General features: G+C 35.6%; 21 protein-coding genes. 4 read left to right on the top strand and 17 right to left on the bottom strand.

Annotated features, from left to right (window positions below):
- Nucleotides 1-889, top strand: an 889-nt coding sequence (locus ACEN36_RS10480; protein WP_407126565.1) for an IS1380 family transposase, incomplete at its 5' end; no start/stop codon positions are given.
- Between the two features lie 270 nt (nt 890-1,159).
- Here the strand turns inward: ACEN36_RS10480 and ACEN36_RS10485 are convergent.
- The 8 genes from ACEN36_RS10485 to ACEN36_RS10520 form a co-directional block, all read right to left on the bottom strand.
- Nucleotides 1,160-1,369, bottom strand: coding sequence for a hypothetical protein (locus ACEN36_RS10485; RefSeq protein ID WP_079650692.1), 210 nt, complete (start codon nt 1,367-1,369; stop codon nt 1,160-1,162).
- Nucleotides 1,370-1,534: 165 nt separating this feature from the next.
- Nucleotides 1,535-2,383, bottom strand: a complete 849-nt coding sequence (locus ACEN36_RS10490; protein WP_407097604.1) for a GyrI-like domain-containing protein — start codon at nt 2,381-2,383, stop codon at nt 1,535-1,537.
- Nucleotides 2,384-2,605: 222 nt separating this feature from the next.
- The gene (locus tag ACEN36_RS10495; RefSeq protein WP_092480960.1) at nt 2,606-2,935 is read right to left on the bottom strand and encodes a hypothetical protein; all 330 of its coding nucleotides are present in this window, start codon (nt 2,933-2,935) and stop codon (nt 2,606-2,608) included.
- A gap of 91 nt (nt 2,936-3,026) precedes the next feature.
- Complete coding sequence (locus ACEN36_RS10500) at nt 3,027-3,731, bottom strand: FAD-dependent oxidoreductase (protein ID WP_407097603.1); 705 nt, start codon at nt 3,729-3,731, stop codon at nt 3,027-3,029.
- A gap of 190 nt (nt 3,732-3,921) precedes the next feature.
- Nucleotides 3,922-4,521 (bottom strand): nitroreductase family protein, encoded by a 600-nt coding sequence (locus ACEN36_RS10505; protein WP_092480958.1) that lies wholly within the window; start codon nt 4,519-4,521, stop codon nt 3,922-3,924.
- A gap of 159 nt (nt 4,522-4,680) precedes the next feature.
- The gene (locus ACEN36_RS10510; RefSeq protein WP_407097602.1) at nt 4,681-5,073 is read right to left on the bottom strand and encodes a DUF1398 family protein; all 393 of its coding nucleotides are present in this window, start codon (nt 5,071-5,073) and stop codon (nt 4,681-4,683) included.
- Between the two features lie 374 nt (nt 5,074-5,447).
- Nucleotides 5,448-6,281, bottom strand: a complete 834-nt coding sequence (locus tag ACEN36_RS10515; protein ID WP_407097601.1) for a histidinol-phosphatase HisJ family protein — start codon at nt 6,279-6,281, stop codon at nt 5,448-5,450.
- Nucleotides 6,282-6,310: 29 nt separating this feature from the next.
- Complete coding sequence (locus tag ACEN36_RS10520) at nt 6,311-6,937, bottom strand: sugar O-acetyltransferase (protein ID WP_407097600.1); 627 nt, start codon at nt 6,935-6,937, stop codon at nt 6,311-6,313.
- Between the two features lie 126 nt (nt 6,938-7,063).
- Between ACEN36_RS10520 and ACEN36_RS10525 the strand changes: the two genes are divergently transcribed.
- Nucleotides 7,064-8,047 (top strand): ROK family protein, encoded by a 984-nt coding sequence (locus ACEN36_RS10525; RefSeq protein ID WP_407097599.1) that lies wholly within the window; start codon nt 7,064-7,066, stop codon nt 8,045-8,047.
- Between the two features lie 312 nt (nt 8,048-8,359).
- Here ACEN36_RS10525 and ACEN36_RS10530 read toward each other — a convergent pair whose 3' ends face one another.
- From ACEN36_RS10530 to ACEN36_RS10570, 9 genes are all read right to left on the bottom strand, one after another.
- Entirely contained in the window at nt 8,360-8,812 is a 453-nt protein-coding gene (locus ACEN36_RS10530; protein WP_407097598.1) for a DIP1984 family protein, read from the bottom strand.
- Nucleotides 8,813-9,207: 395 nt separating this feature from the next.
- Nucleotides 9,208-10,272, bottom strand: a complete 1,065-nt coding sequence (locus ACEN36_RS10535; RefSeq protein ID WP_407097597.1) for a Gfo/Idh/MocA family protein — start codon at nt 10,270-10,272, stop codon at nt 9,208-9,210.
- Between the two features lie 15 nt (nt 10,273-10,287).
- Nucleotides 10,288-11,256 carry a sugar phosphate isomerase/epimerase family protein gene (locus ACEN36_RS10540; RefSeq protein WP_407097596.1) on the bottom strand — a complete coding sequence of 323 codons (969 nt, stop codon included), beginning with the start codon at nt 11,254-11,256 and terminating at the stop codon, nt 10,288-10,290.
- Nucleotides 11,257-11,313: 57 nt separating this feature from the next.
- Nucleotides 11,314-12,033, bottom strand: a complete 720-nt coding sequence (locus ACEN36_RS10545; protein WP_407097595.1) for a ThuA domain-containing protein — start codon at nt 12,031-12,033, stop codon at nt 11,314-11,316.
- Between the two features lie 15 nt (nt 12,034-12,048).
- Nucleotides 12,049-13,158: a Gfo/Idh/MocA family protein gene (locus ACEN36_RS10550; protein ID WP_407097594.1), complete on the bottom strand. Its 1,110-nt coding sequence runs from the start codon at nt 13,156-13,158 to the stop codon at nt 12,049-12,051.
- Between the two features lie 85 nt (nt 13,159-13,243).
- Nucleotides 13,244-13,858, bottom strand: a complete 615-nt coding sequence (locus ACEN36_RS10555; protein WP_407097593.1) for a DUF624 domain-containing protein — start codon at nt 13,856-13,858, stop codon at nt 13,244-13,246.
- A 6-nt stretch (nt 13,859-13,864) separates the two neighbouring features.
- A complete protein-coding gene (locus tag ACEN36_RS10560) occupies nt 13,865-14,752 on the bottom strand; it encodes a carbohydrate ABC transporter permease (RefSeq protein ID WP_407102657.1) in 888 nt (295 codons plus the stop codon).
- An 18-nt stretch (nt 14,753-14,770) separates the two neighbouring features.
- On the bottom strand, nt 14,771-15,691 hold the full coding sequence (locus ACEN36_RS10565; protein ID WP_407102656.1) for an ABC transporter permease: 921 nt from the start codon (nt 15,689-15,691) through the stop codon (nt 14,771-14,773).
- Between the two features lie 68 nt (nt 15,692-15,759).
- Complete coding sequence (locus ACEN36_RS10570; RefSeq protein ID WP_407126566.1) at nt 15,760-17,436, bottom strand: extracellular solute-binding protein; 1,677 nt, start codon at nt 17,434-17,436, stop codon at nt 15,760-15,762.
- 186 nt (nt 17,437-17,622) lie between these two features.
- On the opposite strand from ACEN36_RS10570, the gene ACEN36_RS10575 reads away from it, so the two are divergent.
- On the top strand, nt 17,623-19,122 hold the full coding sequence (locus ACEN36_RS10575; protein ID WP_407097590.1) for a response regulator: 1,500 nt from the start codon (nt 17,623-17,625) through the stop codon (nt 19,120-19,122).
- Complete coding sequence (locus ACEN36_RS10580) at nt 19,109-20,809, top strand: sensor histidine kinase (protein ID WP_407126568.1); 1,701 nt, start codon at nt 19,109-19,111, stop codon at nt 20,807-20,809. Before ACEN36_RS10575 ends, ACEN36_RS10580 begins: the two co-directional genes overlap by 14 nt.
- Nucleotides 20,810-20,938 lie beyond the last annotated feature (129 nt).

Consider the following 20,938-nt stretch of genomic DNA (forward strand, 5'->3'; position numbering starts at 1 on the left):
AATGATTTTCGATTTAGATTCTACTCACAGTGATACCTTTGGAAACCAAGAAATGACCGATTATAATGCGCATTACCAGACAACCGGTTATCATCCACTCGTTGCCTTTGATGGTCTTACCGGAGACGTTCTTAAAGCAGAACTTCGTTCTGGAAATGTCTACACCTCAAAAGGCGTCGCAGCATTTACTCGTCCATTATTTGAGCATTATCACTCTGTGACACCAGTAAGCACTATTATGGTACGTGCAGATAGTGGATTCGCAATGCCTGATTTGTATGAACTTTGTGAAGAGTACGATAGTTTGTATACTATCCGTTTGAAATCCAATCGTAATCTGTACAGAATCGCTGAGCAATTCGTTACCATTAAGGATCATCACGATTGGGGTAAGAAAGAAGTTCATTACTATAACGCCACTTATCAAGCAAAGTCGTGGGGAAAATCCAGAAGGACCTGCATAAAATCAACCAGAGAAGCTAGTGAATTGCTTTTTAGACATGAATTCATCATTACCAATTTTTCAAAAGACGTCTCTCCAAAAATGGTTTTCCAAACGTATTCAAAAAGAGGAACGATGGAAAATTACATTAAGGAAGCAAAAAACGGCTTTTACTTGGATAAAACAGATAGCCCACGTTTTATAGAAAATCATGCTCGTATGATCGTAAGCCTATTGGCTTACAATATCGTGAACTTCATGCGAACATTGTGTTTTACCAATGAAACGAAAGGGTATCAGGTTTCTACTATTCGCTTATTTCTCTTTAAAATTGCTGGAAAGATAGTTCATTCCGGAAGAAGACAATACTTGAAATTAAGTAGTTACGATGTTTACCAAAAGCTATTTTATCGGATTCTACAAAACATTCAGGTACTGCAGTGTTAGTTGCGTTTATTGCGCCATTCAAAAAAATTCGTTAACCATCCGATAGGATGAGTGCGCTCAAAATGAGGTCTTTCTTGAACTTAATCAGTTAGCAAAAATAAATTAAACCCTTTAGAAAAATATTTTTGAGAAAAAGAGCCATTGAGCATAAAACTAAACAGATAATTATAAAATTTGGTAGTTTATAAAAAGTATGAATTATTCAGGACCAGTTAATGATGCTAAAAAAGCCGACTTCTCTTAAAGAGAAATCGGCTTTTTGTTTATGATTTAGCGTGAAGTTTTTGGCGGTTGGCAAACATCACATTTGCGTTGATGATTGGTTTTAAATTTCTTGAATGTTTTTTCAAATGTATTGCCGCATGCACATTCAAATTCCAACTTTTGAGAAAAACCTTGGTATTCTGTCGTCAATAGTTTGCTGTCTGAATTGGTTTCAACAAACTTTTTGATTTCACCGATCGTCCATCGTTTTTGCATTCTCTTACACCTCCATATATATCACTAGCGGAGGCTTTTCGGCATCCGTTCTTTATTACTATCGTAGTGATCTTAAGCTACTCATTATAGCATGTTTTGATGGATTTAAACAGATGATGGAAAAGTTGTTCGCAACTTTGTGAACATAGTTTTTGAAATCATGGATTACTTTGCTATTACAGGGACCCAAAGCTCATTATTTGGAACTCTGTCAGGAGCCAAGTAATTCTCAATACACGGCAAATCTGCTAATTCGTAACCGGAAGTCGGCATCCATTCCGTATATAGGCGTTTCCAAGCTTCAGTGATATTAGGAAAGACAACCCAAGTACTTTTAGGGATTACTGTTTTTTCCATGTCACCAGGGTATTCAGCAGTATAGCAGCACCCTATAAGATAATCAAATTTTTCGTCTGTTATTGCGGCTTGTTTTCCGCATACTCCTAAGATTCCTTCCATTTTGCATTGCGGATTTTCCCAAGACATCTCAATGATACGCGGTACCAATCCACTAGCAGTCGCTTCTTCCCATAATTTAGGAATAGTATGAAAAGCCTCTTGTGTAACGACTTCTTGCTTGACCCCGACAATCTCAATATCAGCATCTAGCACTTCTATCCTATAATCCATTTCACTCTCTCCCTTGATCGTCATTTGAAAGAAAAGTCTTGGAAAAGCTTTTAATTCGACCCCTTTGCTGCGGGCTGTCGTTGGAGTAACTCCATGAAGGCTTTTAAAAGCCCGAGTAAAAGAATCTGGGGAGTCGTACCCGTACTTGAGAGCAAGATCAATGATCCGAACATCAGGAACATTTTGCAACTCAAATGCGGCTTGTGACAATCGCCTCCTTCTAATGTATTCTGACAGTGATATTCCGGTCAGAGCAGAAAACATCCTGGGAAAATGATATTCAGGGCAACAGGCTAGTCGGGCTGCCTCTCTCCCATCAATTTCATCGGATAAATTCTGCTCTATATAGTCCATTGCTCTATTTATTCTCTCCAGCCAGTCCATTTTCTTCTCCTCTCGTATACATACTATAGGATACAGAACTTTTTCTCCCGACAATACTTGCTCAAAAATTGTCGGGTGCTCTATTCTTTTTGAAACATTTGTTGCGCCCTCGGACAAGATACCGCTTTCATTTCTTTGTATTAGTTTTACTTTACCAGCGGGATCATCAAAAGCACCACAATAGAATGGTGCTTTTACTCTTGCGTCTGCGTCTTCTTACTATCAGCTTTCCTTCTCTTCCACAAAATCTCGCAATGCGTTAAGTTCATCTGGTGTGACGGACCGCTCATTATTGTACAACTTCTCTAAGCCGTTTTCCGGCATACCTAATTCATTTGACAGGTCTTCGTCCGACAGCCCTTCACTCTCTTGGATATCCCTAATAGTCGTAATCAGTAAAATCGCTTCGATATCCTCATCTGACAAGGCGCCTTCTTGTGACTGATCGTAATTGATCAGTTCCTTGATCGACTCTTTTCCAAGAAATTTGCCGATCCCTTCTGCTAACTCTTGCACTTGGCGCAAAATAAAGTCTTTGTCTTCTAGTCCCATCCTGAAATCCATCTCCTTGATCGCTGATTTGCTTTCGGTACTTACTCTGTTATTATAATCTTTTTTAGAGAAAGAACTAGTGAAAGTTTCGTTACTTCGCTCCAAAAAATGTATCCGAAACAATACACCTTTTAGAGATTCCTTTTTCTCGATAGCGTTTTTTGACGAACTTCAATACAGCAGGTGATCCTGAATTGAAATAATAGGCGGTATCCCCGTATTTTAAAGCGAGTTCATCCAATTTTGCAGTCGTTTCTTCTCGTGAAGTCATTTTGTGCAAATGAATCATCGGGTTGTTCTGCGCGATGCTTTCAATCTCCTCCCCAAAGAGATAATACTTCGAAGATGAGTAGACGACTTCAATTGGACGGCGAGTATCCAATTCCAACTGCTTCAGCAGTGCACGAAACGGCGTTATCCCCACCCCATTGGCGAACATCACGATGGGAGACGTTTCGTCTTTCACTTTCATCCAGCCAAATGGACCTCGTATCGTGATTTTTTCACCTGGCTGCATATTCACTAACACTTGCTTGAAACTGCTAATCTCCTTTCCCGTTCGTGTCCCAATCAGTAAGAATCCCTCTTCTGGTATCGAAGCTACTGAAAACAAACGGTACTTCCTACCTTCAACCTGCTTGTTCGGCAATGTATTAATACCGTGTTCACCCGGAACCCATGTTAATCCGGCATCATTTTTGATCTTGACGATATAGTAATCACCATAAGGATTTTCAACACTCTCAATCGGAAGCTCGCCTTGTCTGACCACGCCTTTTACATCGTTGAAGTCCATTATCTTTCCTCCTCAATGAATCAGATGAATGCTTACTATGTAAGCAACTCTTACACGGATTGTAGGCGCAGTCTTATGTGCTGTCAACGAATAACTCTGGGTGATTTAACTAAATGACTACGAAAAAAAGCACCTGAACCCCTTTTTAAAGGAGCCAGATGCTTTAAGTATCAAAGAGCGAATCGTTTGATTACTCTCCAACTACGCGAACTTGTTCGCTGCTGTCGATGAATTCTTTTGGATTTGGTTCTGCTTCGATTGAACCAAATGGCATTTGAGCGATCATTTCGTATGATGCTGGTAAGTTGAACATGTCTTTTACTGATTTGTCGAATCCTTGTTCAAAGCCAATGTTCATATGTTGTAAGCTTCCGCCTAAACCTAAGTCAGTCAATGCCAACCAGATACCGTATTGTGCATTTGCACTGTGGTGTTGTTTGTATACAGTTGCACGTTCGTTTTCGCCTAATGCACCTTTAACAGCATCGCGATCTTCGAAGAATAATACAGTACCAACGCCAGCTTTAGCGCCTTGCATTACGCCTGACATCATTTCCCACATGTCGCCTTGCATAACGTCTTTTTGAACGTCTAAGATGTGGTCCCATAATTTAACGTTGTCTTCTCCAAATACAACTACTAAACGAGTTGTTTGGCTGTTGAAAGCCGTTGGGATTTGTTGAGCTACCTCGCGAATGCGGTCAGCGATTTCTTTGTTTGATAACTCAGTGTTCGTTCCGATAGCGTAAGCTGTACGGCGTTCTTTGATTAAGTCTGTAAATTGTGTCATGTGTAAATCTCCTTTTAAGGTTTATTTGCTTTTTAGCACTTATTAATTGTAAGTTTAACAAATAAAAAGAAGTAAGTCAACACCGAATATATCGAATTCGAAATAATATTTAACTATTTTTATTCAGTTCACAAATTAATAAAACTTATTCCTTTTATCTTACACTCCTGGGATTGGTTCTAGATGTAGTACATGATGTTGGTTGTCGAAATACGTTACTTCTTTCGTTACTAAATTGCTCGTCCAAAATGGAACCCCCGCTTTTCCAGCTAGCTCACAAAACCGTTCAAAATCAATTGCTCCTGATTGTGCGGTTTTCACAGCCGACTTGAGGGCTGCAATATCGCTTCGATCAGCCACTACTTTTGGGACTCCGTTCATTTTTAACTCAACAAAGCTTTTTTCATCATAATAACGATACACCCCTTCAGCAACTAAGTAATCATAACGCTTCACACCTAATTTTTTTATTTCAGACATTAACTGAGCGAAGCCGCCAGCGTTTTCTTCTGCATTTACAGCCTGTTCAATATCTTGATAATTTAGACTCATTTGTGTTCACTCCTTTTCACGAACAACTAAACTTTCTTTGCTAATAGTTTAGTTTGATTACAATTTACCAAAAAGTTAAATTGTATCCTAATTTTTATCCTGCACAGCAATATTGATATCAAAAAAAACAATGCTAACTCCTCTTCACGAGAAATCAGCATTTCATTTATTCGTTATCTGTTTAGCGTGACGCTTTTGGTAGTTGACACACCACCATATTTTATTGATACATATTTGGAGACTTTTTTGGCATCCGTTCTGAGCAGTAGTTATCATAATCTTAAGCTCTTTATTGTAACAGTAAACTTCTAGAAATTTCTTAAGGCAGCATTGAGAAATCTATATCCATACAATTCATAAAGCTTTCTCATCAATTATAACTCATGAAAAATTGGATTCATTCTGTCAAACGTACAGAAGTGTTTAAAACCTATGTCTTTCAATAGTTTCTTTGACTCGTTAATATGAAAGCCTAAATGCTCAGGTTTGTGGCTGTCACTTCCTATTGTAATAATGGTTCCTCCAAGATCATGATACAACTTTAAAATTTCAATCGAAGGTGTCAGTCCATTTATTCCGTATCGAAAAGAAGAAGTATTTATTTCGATTCCTTTATTATCCTCAATAACCATTCTTAGGATTTGTTCAACTTTATCTTTACTATATTCAAACATATCAACTTCTTTATCTAGATACCGCCGTACCAAATCCATATGCGCCAAAACGCTATAATCTTTATAAGAAGTGACTAACTGATACATCTCATCATAGTATTTATCATAGCTTTCCTGATGTGTGTGCCCCTTTTGAAACTCTCCCGTCCAAAACTCTTTATTTCCAATCTGGTGCACCGATAACAAAATAAAGTCAAAGTCATGAGTCTGATAAAGTTTTTCAAATTGAGGAATCGTATGAGTTTGCATTCCAAACTCTAACCCTTTTTTTATGGTTATTTTGTTTGCGTATTTTCTAGAAAGTTTATCCAGCTCTGAAAAATAAAATTCGTAGTGAACATTTTTAACTTCTGTATTCTTGCCTGCCTGGAATTCTTCATCTGGTTTCCAATCTGGTTTAACCCCGTAGTCTACATGATCGGTAAAACAAATTCCCTTTAAACCCATCTGAATAGCATCTTTTACGACATCTTCCATTAAATACCAGGAATCGTCACTGTAATCACTATGGACATGATAATCCGCATAAACCATTTAAAAACCTCCTTTAAATTATCAAAAATTTATTGACCATTCTTTGCTGCATGATACTCTCGCATCGCTTTTCCCCATTTTTCCTTATCCTTTTCCCCTATGTTTCTGATCACTCTAGCTGGATTTCCTCCTACAATCGTATCATGGGGAACATCTTTGGTTACCACTGCTCCTGCGGCTACAATTGAATTTTTTCCAACTGTCACTCCAGGAAGAATCGAAGCACTTCCTCCTATCCAAACGTTATCTTCAATTACAATAGGCAGACCAAATTCAAGATCCTTTATTCTAATTTCCGCATCAGTTGGGTGACCGGCTGTGTAGAAACTTACCCGAGGGCCAACCATTACGTTGTCTCCGATGATAATCTTATTCACATCTAAAAAAATACAATCCATATTTGCATAAAAATTATTGCCTATCTCTACGTGTCGGCCATAGTCGACATATAATGGTGGATTAACATATACAGAATTTCCTGTCTTACCAAACAATTTTTTCTCTAACGCTACAATTTCTTCCTTATTTTCTATCGGCAGGCTATTAATTTTTTGTGCTAGTTTTTTGCCTTCTAACGAGCTATTCTCTGGAAATATATCTGATGCAAAATATAATTCTCCTGCTAACATTTGTTGGTAATCAAAGTCTTTTGTCATTTATTTCGTTCTCCATTTATTAACAAAGTTAATTATCTATACGCATTATACCTTTATTAACATAATTAATAAAAATGTCTTCTTTATTTTTTTCTGCTATTATTAAGTTCAAAGGAGGGCTCACAAATGAAAGCATACAACCAAAAAAACATTAAAAAACATAATCAAGATTTATTAATAGAGCTGCTTAAACAAAACGCTGCTCCAATGACTAAAAGACAATTGTCAGAACAATCTCATTTAAGCGTTGTTACAATCAATAAGCTCATTCCAGATCTTGTCCAAAGCAACACCTTCGTCGAGCTGGACACTCCTTTTGAAACTGGTGGGCGTCGTGCCATTGCTTATAAATTTAATGAACGTCGTAAATTATTTTTAATTCATCAATTCCTTGAGCAAGAAAAAAAAATGGTTGTTAATTTTTACGTTGTTGATTTATTAGGCAATATTATCGAGCGAGAGTACTTATCGTCAATAAAGTTAACCACGTTTCTTGAAACTATTTCAAATATGAAGTCAAAGTTTCCGGAAATATCCATTGCACTTTCTGGAATACCAGGAGTAGAAGTAGACAACAACTTAAAAATCATGGATTTTAAACCTTTTAGACATTTGAATCTCAATGATGAAATAACAAAAAAAATCGCTGTCGATTCATTTATCGAAAACGACGTTAATGCAGCAACTTTTGGGTATTCCACAGAAAATAACCACATTACTGCTGGAGTTTATTTTCCGGAAAGTTTTCCTCCAGGTGCTTCACTAATTATTAATCAGCACATTTTTAGAGGTTACAATAATTTAAGTGGTGAAATTAAGCATTTGCCAAATCTAAAACACAGACACTTTCCGTTGAAAAAATCAGAATTAAATTCCATATTGTCAGAAACACTTCAATCTATAATAGCTATGTATGATCCGCATGAAATCATCCTATATGTACCCGATAATTGGCTGGATCACATCAAAATAGATTTGATCATCAAAAACCTAGCTGAATTATTTCCTTACAATGTTTTCCCGAACATAACTCTTTCACAGGATTTTTCACAGAACTATTTAAATGGATTGATTAAATTAGGGTTGGAAAAAATGGCAACAGAGAATTAACCGTCTCCTCCCTTTGTTGTCTTAAAATTGACTACATTAATTTGACGAAGTATCTTATTAAAAACTTCGGACCTTTTCGCATTTTTTTGGAAATCCTGTTCAACTTAAACACCCCTTGATCTTAGATCAAGGGGTGTTTCCCTACCATAATCAAATCAGCACATGGTCATTAATTATTCATTTGTTATTATTTCTGATGTCATTGTTGAGCAGTCATTGATGATTAAAGGATCCTGCCAAACCTCATAGGGTGTACATTTGAGCCTGTACGGGCTGTGTGCTCGCCTTTGATTTCCCACCCAACAGCTTAGCTTATAAATCCACCAGCCAATTTGTTTGTTGAATCTGTCCGTCTAGTTCTCGTAATTTTTTAGAAACTACATTCATTTTTTTAGTTAATTCCTTCGTATCAACGGTTCGTACCATTCGGATTTCATTTCGTCCAAATCGTCTGATATCATTGGCTGTTTCGATAGTATTATTAAGCAGTCCGTGCTGCCTTCTTAATGATTCTCTTTCTTCCAACGCTTCGACAATCAATTTATCAGTATCATACAGATTAGCCGAAGAATTCCGCTGATTGATTTTTACGACTAACTGAGAGAATTCCTCATTCGTTTTTTGATAATCCTGGATCAATTCGTCCATACTTATATCCAATGAGTCTCCTTCTTGAATCAAGGCGTTCGCTAAAATCTCCTGTTTCAGCGAAGTTAACTTTGCTTCAAGATCCCGCCTCAAGAGTAATGCTTCCGCAAGTTTCATAGAAAAACTTCCTTTCAGTTCACGAGTCTATAAGCTTAGGGTAATGAAAAAGACACTTTTTAGCAAGAAATCTGCCGAAAGAAGTGCGATATTCTGCCGTTAGCAATTTATTTTCAGAATTATTCTCAACAAATTTTTTATTTCATCAATAATCTATCGTCTTTTCTCTACCACTTCCATACTATATTGATAAAAGAGGCTTTTCGTGACATCCGTAGTTACATTAACCTACTCGTTATAACACGATACAACTCAATTAAACAAATAAAAGACAAAAAATTTCGTCCAACAATCAAAATGATTCAAGCACAAAAGTCATCCCTTACTATATTGAAAGGGAGTAACCTTTGTGCTTGTTGTAATGCTTTTTTTATATTTTATGCTTAATTCATTTTTTAATGCAGTTGTAACTCCATTAAGTCAATGCTATTTCCATTTTCCGCCGCTTTAAAAATAGCTTCAATCACTTTCATTACACGATACACTTCTTCATTTTTAACAATAGGTTCAGCTTCCCCAACAACGACTTTAGCAAAATTCGTATAGAAAGAATCCGCAGTTACTTGAACTTCTTCAAATGTTTCCCTAATTACGGATTCCTCTGAAGGTGGAGCCATTGTTTTCGTTAATCCTTGTCCTGCTTTTATCGGTTTTGGTGCAACTACAAATTCCACATTACTTTGCTTTACAATTTCACCTTTAAGATCCCAATCGTGAATAACAGCAGTTCCAGTAGTGCCTTTTACATACCAGCGTGGAAGTTTCACGTAGTTGGTTGTCCCAACCTCTACAATAGCTTTAACGCCATTTTCAAAAGTGAGATAGCTGATAAATCCATCATCTACTTCATCGCCTAAGACATAGCTTAGATCAGCTGCTATTTTAACTAAAGGGCTATCAACTAGATCCAACAATTGATCTAACAAATGTACACCCCAATCTAGCAACATTCCTCCACCTTGTTCTTTTAAATGGCGCCAATCACCCGGTATTCCATTGGCTCCTTGAACTCGGGACTCTATTTGGAAAACATCTCCCAGCTTACGAGTCTCATATAAATCTTTAATCATTTGAAAATCGCTGTCCCAACGACGATTTTGATGCACCATAAAAACTCGGTTTTCTTGTTTTGCAATTTCCATTATTTCCGCGAAATCAATACTATTAAGTGTAACTGGTTTTTCGCAAATAACATGCTTCCCAGCTTGCAAGGCTTGAATGGCGATTGATTTATGGATATCGTTTGGTGTTGAGATTAATACCACATCAACAACTTCATCGGCTAATACTTGTTCTAGACTGCCATAAACTGTTAAACCATTCTCGACGGCATTCTGCTGACGCGTTTCCGATGTGTCGAATATACCGTGCAGTTCTACTTCTTCATTGTCTCTAATTAGTTGAGCATGAAAACTTCCCATTCCTCCATAGCCAACAATAATAACTTTTAATTTCTCCAAATTACTCAACCTTTCTTACGCCCACCACATAGATTGCGGTGTTTCTTTAATTAAAATAGATTGTAAATTCGTTACAGCTCTGCTAAATCCTTCATTAATCGACATTAATGGATCTTCGTGTTCAATACTGACTACATAGTCATAATCATACAGTCTCAAAGCACTCATCATATCTGACCATACTTGTATGTCATGTCCACATCCAACAGATCGGAAAGTCCATGCTCTGGATTTTACGTCACCATATGGTTGCATATCTGTTAAACCATACATATTGATGTTGTCTTGATCAAGGTAGGTGTCTTTGGCGTGGAAATGATGGATTGCTCCTGCTTCACCTAGTATTTTTATAGCTCCAACCGGATCAATACCTTGCCACCATAAGTGACTGGGATCAAGATTCGCGCCAATTGAATCAGATGTCTGTTCTCTCAGTTTCAAAATGGTATATGGAGTATGGCATAAAAATCCCCCATGCAGTTCAATACCGATTTTAACTCCGTATTCAGTAGCCATTTCGCCAATTTCTTTCCAATAAGGAATTAATTTATTTTCCCATTGCCAGTTATAAATATCACTATAAACTTCAGGCCAAGGACTAACAGGCCAGTTTGGTGTTTTAGCGTCATCACTGTCGCCTGCAACCCCAGAAAAAGTATTTACCACTGGAACCCCCATTAAAGAAGCTAATTGGATCGTTTTTCTTAATGTTTCATCTGCAGCTTTGGCTTCAGAAGCATCAGGAGAAATGGGGTTATTATGGCAACTAAATGCACTAATGGTTAAATTCCGTTTTTCTAACTCTGCTAAATAAGCTTCTCTTTTTTCTTCGCTTTCTAACAATTCATCAGTAGGACAGTGATGATTACCTGGATTTCCACCTGTTCCAATTTCGACGGCATCCAATCCCGCACTTTGAACTTTATCCAACATTTCTTCAAAACTTAAATTTGCAAATAATGGCGTGAATACACCTAATTTCATACTGACTTCCACTCCTCATTCTATTATTTTTAAAAATAATCTGTTGCATCTTTTCTGCTAGTTATTTTTTATTTCTTCTAAAGATGCGCTGTTTCCGTAAACTGGATACATACGTTCTGTTGGTTTACACCAATTTACTCCATTTATGATTACTTGCTGAATCTCCTTATTGTAATAGGTAGGATACGATTCATGACCCGGTTGGAAATAGAATATTTTTCCATTTCCTCTTTTGTAAGTCATCCCGCTGCGGAAAACATTTCCTCCTTCGTACCATCCAACAAAAATCAGTTCATCAGGCGTCGGCACATCAAAATGTTCGCCGTACATTTCTTCCTTCTCTAATTCAATGAATTCCCCAATTCCTTCAGCAATAGGATGACTTGGATCAATAACCCACAACCGCTCTTTTTCTTCTGCTTCTCGCCATTTCAAATCACAGCTGGTGCCCATTAATTTCATAAAAATTTTAGACATGTGCGCAGAGTGCAGCACAACTAGCCCCATTCCGTTTAGAACTCGCTTATGAACACGACTCACAATTTCATCTGCAACTTCGTCATGAGCCATATGTCCCCACCACACTAATACATCTGTCTCGTTTAATACTTCTTCAGTTAAACCATGTTCAGGTTGATCTAATACTGCTGTTTTTGTATCGAACCCAGCAGATTTGAGCACAACTTCCAGTTGTTTGTGGATGCCTTCAGGATATATTTCCTTTACTTTTTCACTTGTCTTTTCATGCCGAAATTCATTCCAAATGGTTACCTTCATTTTCTATCCCTCTTTTTAAATAGTTTGTAAAACAGTCTCAGCTTCTTCTACTTTATTCAAGTAAACTGGCGCGCCCGTTTGGGAGGATTTATAAATAGCTTCTAGTATTTGTGTGACTACTAAAGCCTCTTCCGGTTTCACAACAGGTTCTGTATCGTTTATAATACAATCAATCCATTGTTTCGCTTCTATGTCAGCCGGATTAACACCTGCCCCATCATAGAAATCAACACCTCCTGTTTCCAGCTCAACATTTTTACTGAAAAGTAAACCATGCTCTTCTCCATTGATGCATAACCCATCTTTCATATCTGCTCCGCCCTTTGTTCCGTGCAAAGTAGTTTTAGCTTCTCCTATTTCTAAGGAATTTAAAGCCCAACTCGCTTCCAAATAAATCGTAGCTCCATTTTCCATCGTGACAAAACCAAAAGCTGAATCTTCTACGTTAAATTCATTAGGATTCCAAGATCCCCATGCATTTGCAGCATTTTTGGTTTGTGATAATTTATGATGAGCGCTCCCTACCACATATTTTGGTTTATAATTATCCATCATCCATAGAGTTAAATCTAATGCATGAGTTCCTATATCAATCAATGGTCCTCCGCCTTGTGCCTCTTCATCTAAAAATACTCCCCAAGTTGGAACTGCTCTTCTACGAATGGCATGTGCCTTCGCATTATATATTTCCCCTAGCTCTCCTTCTTGACATAGCATATGTAAATGTTGGGAATCTTTTCTAAAACGATTTTGGTAACCAATCGTTAATTTTTTACCAGTCTTCTTCATCGTTTCAATCATTGCTTTTGCTTCAATAGACGTTTTAGCCATTGGTTTTTCACACATTACATGCTTTTCAGCTTCCATTGCTGCAATGGAGATTTCTGCGTGAGATATATTTGGTGTACATACATGAACAACGTCAATACTTTCATCCTTTAATAATTCTCTATAGTCGGTATAGACATTTGCTGCATCCGAACCATAATCTTCACGCGCTTTACTCGCTCGTTCTTCAATAATGTCACAAAAAGCTACAATCTCTGCATTCTCTACTGTTGCTAGCGAAGGAAGATGTTTTCCGTTTGCAATTCCCCCACAACCTATTATCCCAATTCTAATCATATTTATTACTTCCTCTCTATCTCTTCATTTGTTTTTCTATTACACTGAGACGTTCCATTAGCTCACACAAAATTCTTTTCTTTCTCTATACTTTTTTAAACAGATCGAGCAGCAAATAGGTTCTCAAAAAATGAATAAAGCTGATTCCTATAAAAATACTAATATACAGTCCAAAGACTACTAAGTACGGTGACAATAAAGTTATTACAATAGGTAGTATTGAGATCAGTAATAACAATAACGTCTTAACAGGATAATAAAACGGCAGCTTTATGATATTTATGACAGCTTGTTTAGTCGAATCTTCAAAGCGAGAAATATAAAAAAATACAACTTGAAAAAAATGAACTACTATCAAGGTAACAATTGCCACTCCTATCGTTACCCAACTGTTTAATTGATTGAATGAACTCAAATAGTTCCAATTAATGATCAATATTCCTGACAAAACTAAAATTCCTGACCAAATGATCGTACTTTGCTTTAAATTTTCTTTAAAAGATTGAAAATAAGTTGATACAATTCTCGTTTCACCTGAAGAAATCATCCGTATAGTTACTGTGAATCCAGCGGTCTGAGAAGCCCCCATAGTGAGAATTGGTAAACTAGTGATCAACATTAAAAGATTTAAAACAAATAGTCCCCATATCTTCAGAGTAACTCGATAAAATGGACCTTCTACACGAAAGAAATCTTGCATACTTTTTTACTCCTTTACTGCGCCGACAACAATGCCGTGCACGAAATACTTTTGTAAAAATGGATAAATCACTAATAAAGGGATAATCGCCACAACGATTTTTGCAGCATTCAAATTCCGGTCAGACACAGCTAATAAACTCTGTAGTTGTTCCGAGCTCATTCCAGCTGAGTTTTGCAGTGTTTCAGCAATGTTTACTGATAGCGATTGAATGTAAGTCATTAATGGATAGTTTTCAATCTTAGTCATATAGATCAAACCACTCATAAAATCATTCCAACTTCCAACAATACTGAATAGTGAAACTGTAGCTAAAGATGGCAATGAGATAGGAATATAGATTTTAGTCAAAATATGCCACGGATTGGCACCATCTAACCACGCAGATTCCTCCAATGATTTGGGAACGCCACGGAAAAAATTCATTACCAAAATAACACTGCCTATTGGAACAGCTCCAGGTAAAATCAATGACCATATGCTGTTGATCATACCTAAGTTTTTTATGATTAAATACGTTGGAATCATTCCTCCATTAAATAGCATGGCAAAGAGGATGAGACTCATAAAAAAACCTCTGGCACGAAAAAATCTTTTTGATTTTGATAATGGATAAGCCAACGTAACAATCATGAACAAATTAATAATTAGTGAAGCAAATACTCGAAAGACCGAGATACCGAACGAACGCCAAAATTGTGTGTCACTAACAATGCGTTCGTAAGCTGCCGTAGTTAACTCTACTGGCCATAATCCTACTTTATTTCCTGCTACCGCTGCTGAACTGCTCAATGACAACGAGACGACATTCAACATTGGAATCAAACAAGATAAAGTTAGTAAGATGACGATTGTATAAATAATAAACTGACGAATGCCAAATTTTTCTTTCATTTTTTGTTTGCCCCTTTTTTAGAACATCACACGATTTGTCGATTTTTCAGCTATTTTGTTTGATACATAAATCAAAATTAATCCAACAATTGAACGAATTAATCCAACCGCAGTACCTAAGCTGTAGTCACGTCCTATTAAACCGATACGGTAAATATAAGTGTCTAAAACATCTCCGCTGGCATAGACCGGTGGTGAATACAAGTTGTATACTTGGTCAAAGCCTGCGCTTAGAATGCCTGGTAGAGCTAGTATGGTCATTAAAATGATAAACGGCATCATTCCTGGTAAAGTAACATGTCGTACTTTCTGCCACCAGCTCGCTCCATCCATCGTAGCTGCTTCATAAGTTCCTGGATCAATAGAAGTAATGGCTGCTAAAAAGATAATGGAATTGTATCCAAACCCTTTCCAAACATCAGTCCAAATGAGTAAATGCGGGAATACTTTATTGCTTCCTAAAAAATTAATGGCATCTAAACCAATTGCTTCAAGAAGTTGATTCACTGTTCCATCTAAATTAAATAGATTCACAACGACTGACCCTAAAATTACCCACGAAAGAAAATGCGGAAGATAAACAATCGTTTGCATATATTTCTTCATCCACTTGACGCGAATTTCATTTAATAAAATAGCAAAGATAATTGGAATAATGGTGTTTAATACAATTTTTCCTACAGCAATAAAAATGGTGTTGTAAGTAACACGCCAAATATCCGGTAAAGTAAATAAGTATTTAAAGTTGTCTAGACCTACAAATTCAGATCCAAAAACTCCTCTAGCAGGAACAAAGTCTTGAAATGCCATAAACAGCCCAAACATAGGCCCATATGCAAAAATCAATAAAAAAATTATTCCAGGAAGCATCATTGCTAAATAGAAATGTTGATCTTTCTTAAACATTGACTTCTTTTTAGTTTTTTTTATCTGTTCCATCTTTCATTTACTCCTATCTAGAAAATAGGTCATCTGTTCGCAATACAAATGACCTATCACTCCATTAATTACTCTCTTTCGTCTACAACCTCTTGCATTTCATCCAAGATAACTGTCCCACCTTGGCTATTCCAATCTGATACATAATTGTCAAAATTATCTAACGATTCTTCTCCTGTAACAAATTTGATAAACATTTCTTCTTCAAGTTTCCCTACTTGTGCACCACTACGTTGTTGAGAGTCTAGTGTTTGAAAGATAACAATTGGTTTAATCTCATTTAAGATATTTGCTTCACGAGTACTGCCCATTACATCATTGACGGCTAATGTTCTAGACGCATGTACCGCCCAATCACTTGGATCAGAATCACTTGGATTATCTAAGTACGCTTTAATTTTGCGTGCATTGTTTTGAATCACAAATTTAGAAATTTCCTCGATACTGATTTCTCCTTTCGCTGCTTGAGTGGCTTCTTTTGCATCGATAATTTCACTTTCATTAGGGAATAACTCAATATTAAATGGTTTTACGGATCCATCTACAGCTAACTGAGCGTATTCATATAATTCCGGATATTCATTTTCCATGTCTTTAGAGTTGGCTACATCATCAAAAACGACATTCAGCATTTCAATCAATGCTTCTGGTTTTTCAAAACCCTTTCTTATAACCACAAATCCACCTGTTGCAGATTTATTGACGGCATTTACGTTGCCATCGCCATTTTCATTTTCAATAGCATATGGGATGAATTCTGCATCTGGATTAGCAGTTTTAGCTTGTACCAATCCCCAGTCTGAAATATGCCAAGGTCCAGGCACAATCCCCAGCTCACCATTGACCATCATTGCATTTATATCATCATACGTTCTTGTTCCAAATTGCGGATCTAAAATACCCTCTTCAAATAATTCATTCATATACGCTAAAGATTCTTTCATTTCTTCTGTATTTGATCCATAGTAAACATCATTATTATCATCTTGCAAATACACTTTCGGATAGGCTCCAAATGCATTCGTGATGGCTGTTGCAGTATATCCAGAACCACCATGGTCTCCTGACGTTAACCAGTTAGCAATTGCTAATCCCTGTGTTCTTCCATTTCCTTCCGGATCTCCTTCTTGAAAGGCTTTCGCTGTTGATTCTAATTCATCTAAAGTGATTGCATGATTTCCGTCTTCATCCAATTTGATGTCTAATTGTTCTACCCAATCTTGTCGAATCCAAACCATGTTAGGACCAAAATCATTTGTTGTTCCAGGTATGGCCATTAATTGATCATCAATGGTTGCCGCATCTAGCGTAGTTCCATCATAAGAACCATAAATTTCTTTGATTTGGTCGCTGGCATATTCTTCATAGACCTCAGTTAAATCTGCCACTAAATCGTTATCCACCAATTCTTGCAAATCATCTCTAGACACTACCATCATGTCTGGAATATCTCCTGAAGCAATTGCCAATGATACTTGTCGATCGTAATCTTCACCGTTAGCTTCAAACGCACTTTCTAATTCAATGCCTAGTTTTTCTTTCAATAGTCTTCGATACGCATTATCACTGAATGAATCACCTTCTGGCAGTTTAGAGTTGGGCGCAGTCTGCTGTCCAACAGTCATAATGATATCCCCATCAGCATTTGTTGCTGTTTCTTCAGTTTGATCTCCTCCACACGCAGCCAGTACGAATGGTGTTACAGCCAAAAGAGAAAGCAATACTTTGTTTTTTATTTTTTTCATTTTTTCCCCTCCAATACTTGATATACACAGTATACGAAATCGCTTTCAAAAAATATATGAAACAATTTCCACTATTAAGGTAAAATTTCCACTTTGTAAACCGTTTTCAAAAATATGTTATTGGTAAATAAATGTATTTAGATTATACTTTGGTTGTTCAACGTTATTATTTTAGGAGGGTTTATTATGTTCAAGGTTTTAATCGTTGATGATCATCTTGATCAGCGGGAACTTATTAATTATTTGATGGAAAAGCATAGAATTTCATGGCAAGTTCATGAAGCATCAAATGGAAAAGAAGCTTTAGCAGTTTTTTCTAAACATAAATTTGATCTACTTATTACTGATATTCAGATGCCATTTGTTTCAGGAATAGAACTTGTTGAGCAAATTCGAAAAAATGATCTCTCTATCCCCACTCTTTTTATTAGTGGATACGAAGATTTTAGCTATGCAAAAAAAGCTATAGATTTACAAGCCGTAAATTATTTGTTAAAACCTATTAATCCCAAAGAATTTCATGACCAACTTGATAAGTTGGAACAACTTATTATAAAAAATAAATTTATAGAAAAAACTCATTTATACATGGAAAAACAAGACGTTTTGATTAAAATACTTAAGGGAACCCCCATGAATAAATTATCAGAAATACAGCAAAAACTGATTTTACCCCTTCTAACTAAGATAACGTATTTATTAGTTATTGATTTTAATGAGCCCAAAACTGAAAGATTAGAACACTTTCTAAGACTTCATACAAACAATTCAATTACTTTTGTAAGAACAAGTCTCTCGCAAGTAGTTTGTTTCTTACAAGTAAAAGATCGTAAGTCAGCATTAGAAAAAAAAGAATTGATTTATAATCAAATCCAATCTGAAATTCAATCTGAGGTAACAATTGAACTTTCTGAACAAATTGAAAATCAAGAGAATATCTATACTGCTTATCAACAGCTTATTGAAAAGCTAAATCAAAAATTTTATCAGAAAGAGGCAAATCCTCTGTTGCTTTTAGAGCTTCCTACTCATAATAGAGAAACTGAACAACAATTAATTAATCAATTGAAAGAAACCATTTACCATCAAGACCTGAAACGATTAAAACATATTCTTTATTCTCTATTTAATCAATTTGATAGCGCTTCAATTGAATCTCCAAGTATAGTTCGTTTTTTCTTTGGAAACCTTTACCGCATTTTAGTAGAAGTTTCTGAAATAAATCCGGCAGAACTTAGAAGTGATATTAAAGTTATTTTAGAATCACAAGAATTCAAACAAATTCCTATTTCTTTTGAGCATCTATTATCTCAAATTAATCTACGCTTTATTAACTTGAATGACACAACCAACTATTATATTAGAGAAACCAAAAATTATATGATGAACCACTATCAAGAAGAATTAAGTCTAGATACTCTAGCAAAGAACGTTCATCTTGCTCCAAAATATTTAAGTAAACTATTTAAAAGCGAAGAGAACGTTGGTATTAATCAATTCCTTAACGAAATTCGTATAGAAAAAGCCAAAGAATTATTACTTTCTTTCAACTATAGAGTGAGTGACATAGGCCGGTTAATAGGTTTCAATAGTCAGTCTTATTTTATAAAAAGTTTTCAGAAATATACTGGAATGACTCCCGATCGTTTCCGTAAAACAAAGGGGGGCCTTGATGAGTTTGAATAAAATCAAATTAATTTTTCAGCGATTTTCTTTCCAAAAAAAAATTGTTGCTATCTCCTTTATATCAGGCATTTTTCCTATAGTTATTTTAACAATTTTTAGTATCGCTATTATACAACATTTTATATTATCTCAAGAAAAATCAAATAATGAAGATAATTTGACCTCTGTCTACCAGCAAATTGACCTACGTTTAAAAACTTATGAAGACGCACTTTCATTTTTATCGAGTTCAAGATTTTTGATTGATGGACTCTCTATCGAATCACCTAGTAACTTTGAACAATATGATTTGTATATGAACACACTAGTTCCTTTATTTAGTAGTATCCATTCACAACAAGACATGCTATCTAATATTACTTTATACACAACTATTGATTTATTTGATCATGGAAACTATGTTAAAAAAATTGCTACTGATGACATTACAACTAATTTCAAACTAAACAATACAACAAAAGTTTCTTATTTTTTTGATACAAAAAGTAAAAAAATATTTTTATACAGTCAAATTTTTTCTAATATTAGAGAAGATATTAATATTGTAGTTTTTGAAATAGCACCTGAAGTGATATTTCAAAATTTAGATACCATTTCTAATGATCCTTATGCCTTAACTATACAAACCGATAAAGAAGAAACACTGTTCCACTTTTCTAATCAACCTAAACAAAGTCAGTTAAGTTTTATTCATCGTCTACTGCAACCTTTTGCTCAATCCAGCTCAGAGGGTACAAAAACTTTTGCAAACTCATGGAGTTTAACTTTTTCCAGACCTTTCTATTCTATCTATACAGGGGTTCTTATACTGATTTTCGTTGCATTTCTAATTTTTGTTTTTGTTTTATTAATGTTAACTTTATCCATTTGGGGGTTATCCAAAACAGTCGTATTACCTATCCAACAACTTACAGAAACTATGAAGGGTTCACCAGAAAACACTTTAAAACTAAAACCCACATACCAGCTAGATGATGAAATCGGCTATTTATACCGTAGTTTTTATCAAATGATTCAACAAATCCAAAATCTGATTGACCAAGTTTACAAATCAGAAATTAATCAGAAAAAGCATGAATTACGCGCTCTGCAGGCACAGATTAATCCTCATTTCTTTTATAATTCTCTTTCATTGATCAGTAATAAAGCTATCATGATTGGAAACGAAGAAATTAGCGAAATGACGCAGCTTCTTTCTCGGTTCTATCGTCTTAGTTTGAATAATGGTAAAAATACTTTGTCTATAGAAAAAGAATTAGACTTAACCCTTACTTATGCAAAAATTCAATTAAAGATGCATAATAATTCTTTTGATTTAATAACCGATGTGCATCATGATATTAAAGAATATGAAATTATTACGCTCTTAATTCAACCTTTTGTAGAAAATGCTATTTTTCACGGTATTGATCATATAGAAGAAAATCGTAGAGGAATATTGACTATTCGTGGAAGTCTCGTCGATGATTTTATTCAGTTTGAAATAACGGATAATGGAGCAGGCATGACTTCTGATCAAGTAAGTAATATATTAAAACACCATAGTAAGCATTATGGAATTCAAAACGTTCAGCAAAGGATTTCATTGTTTTATGATATTAATAATGCCATTTCATACAAATCTGAACTAAATGTTGGAACAACCGTTCTCATCAAGTTACCTAAAGAACGTTCAATCAACGAGTAGAAGAATGAGCTTAACATATCGTTACAAATTTCTGAATTTTTATTTCAAAAAATATTAATTAAAAAACAGACGATTTGTAACCTGAAGTGGTGGAAATCGTCTATTCTGGTTAGGCTCGTTAATTAAATT

It is taken from the genome of Desemzia sp. FAM 23989 (assembly GCF_045528345.1).
GTDB lineage: Bacteria > Bacillota > Bacilli > Lactobacillales > Carnobacteriaceae > Desemzia.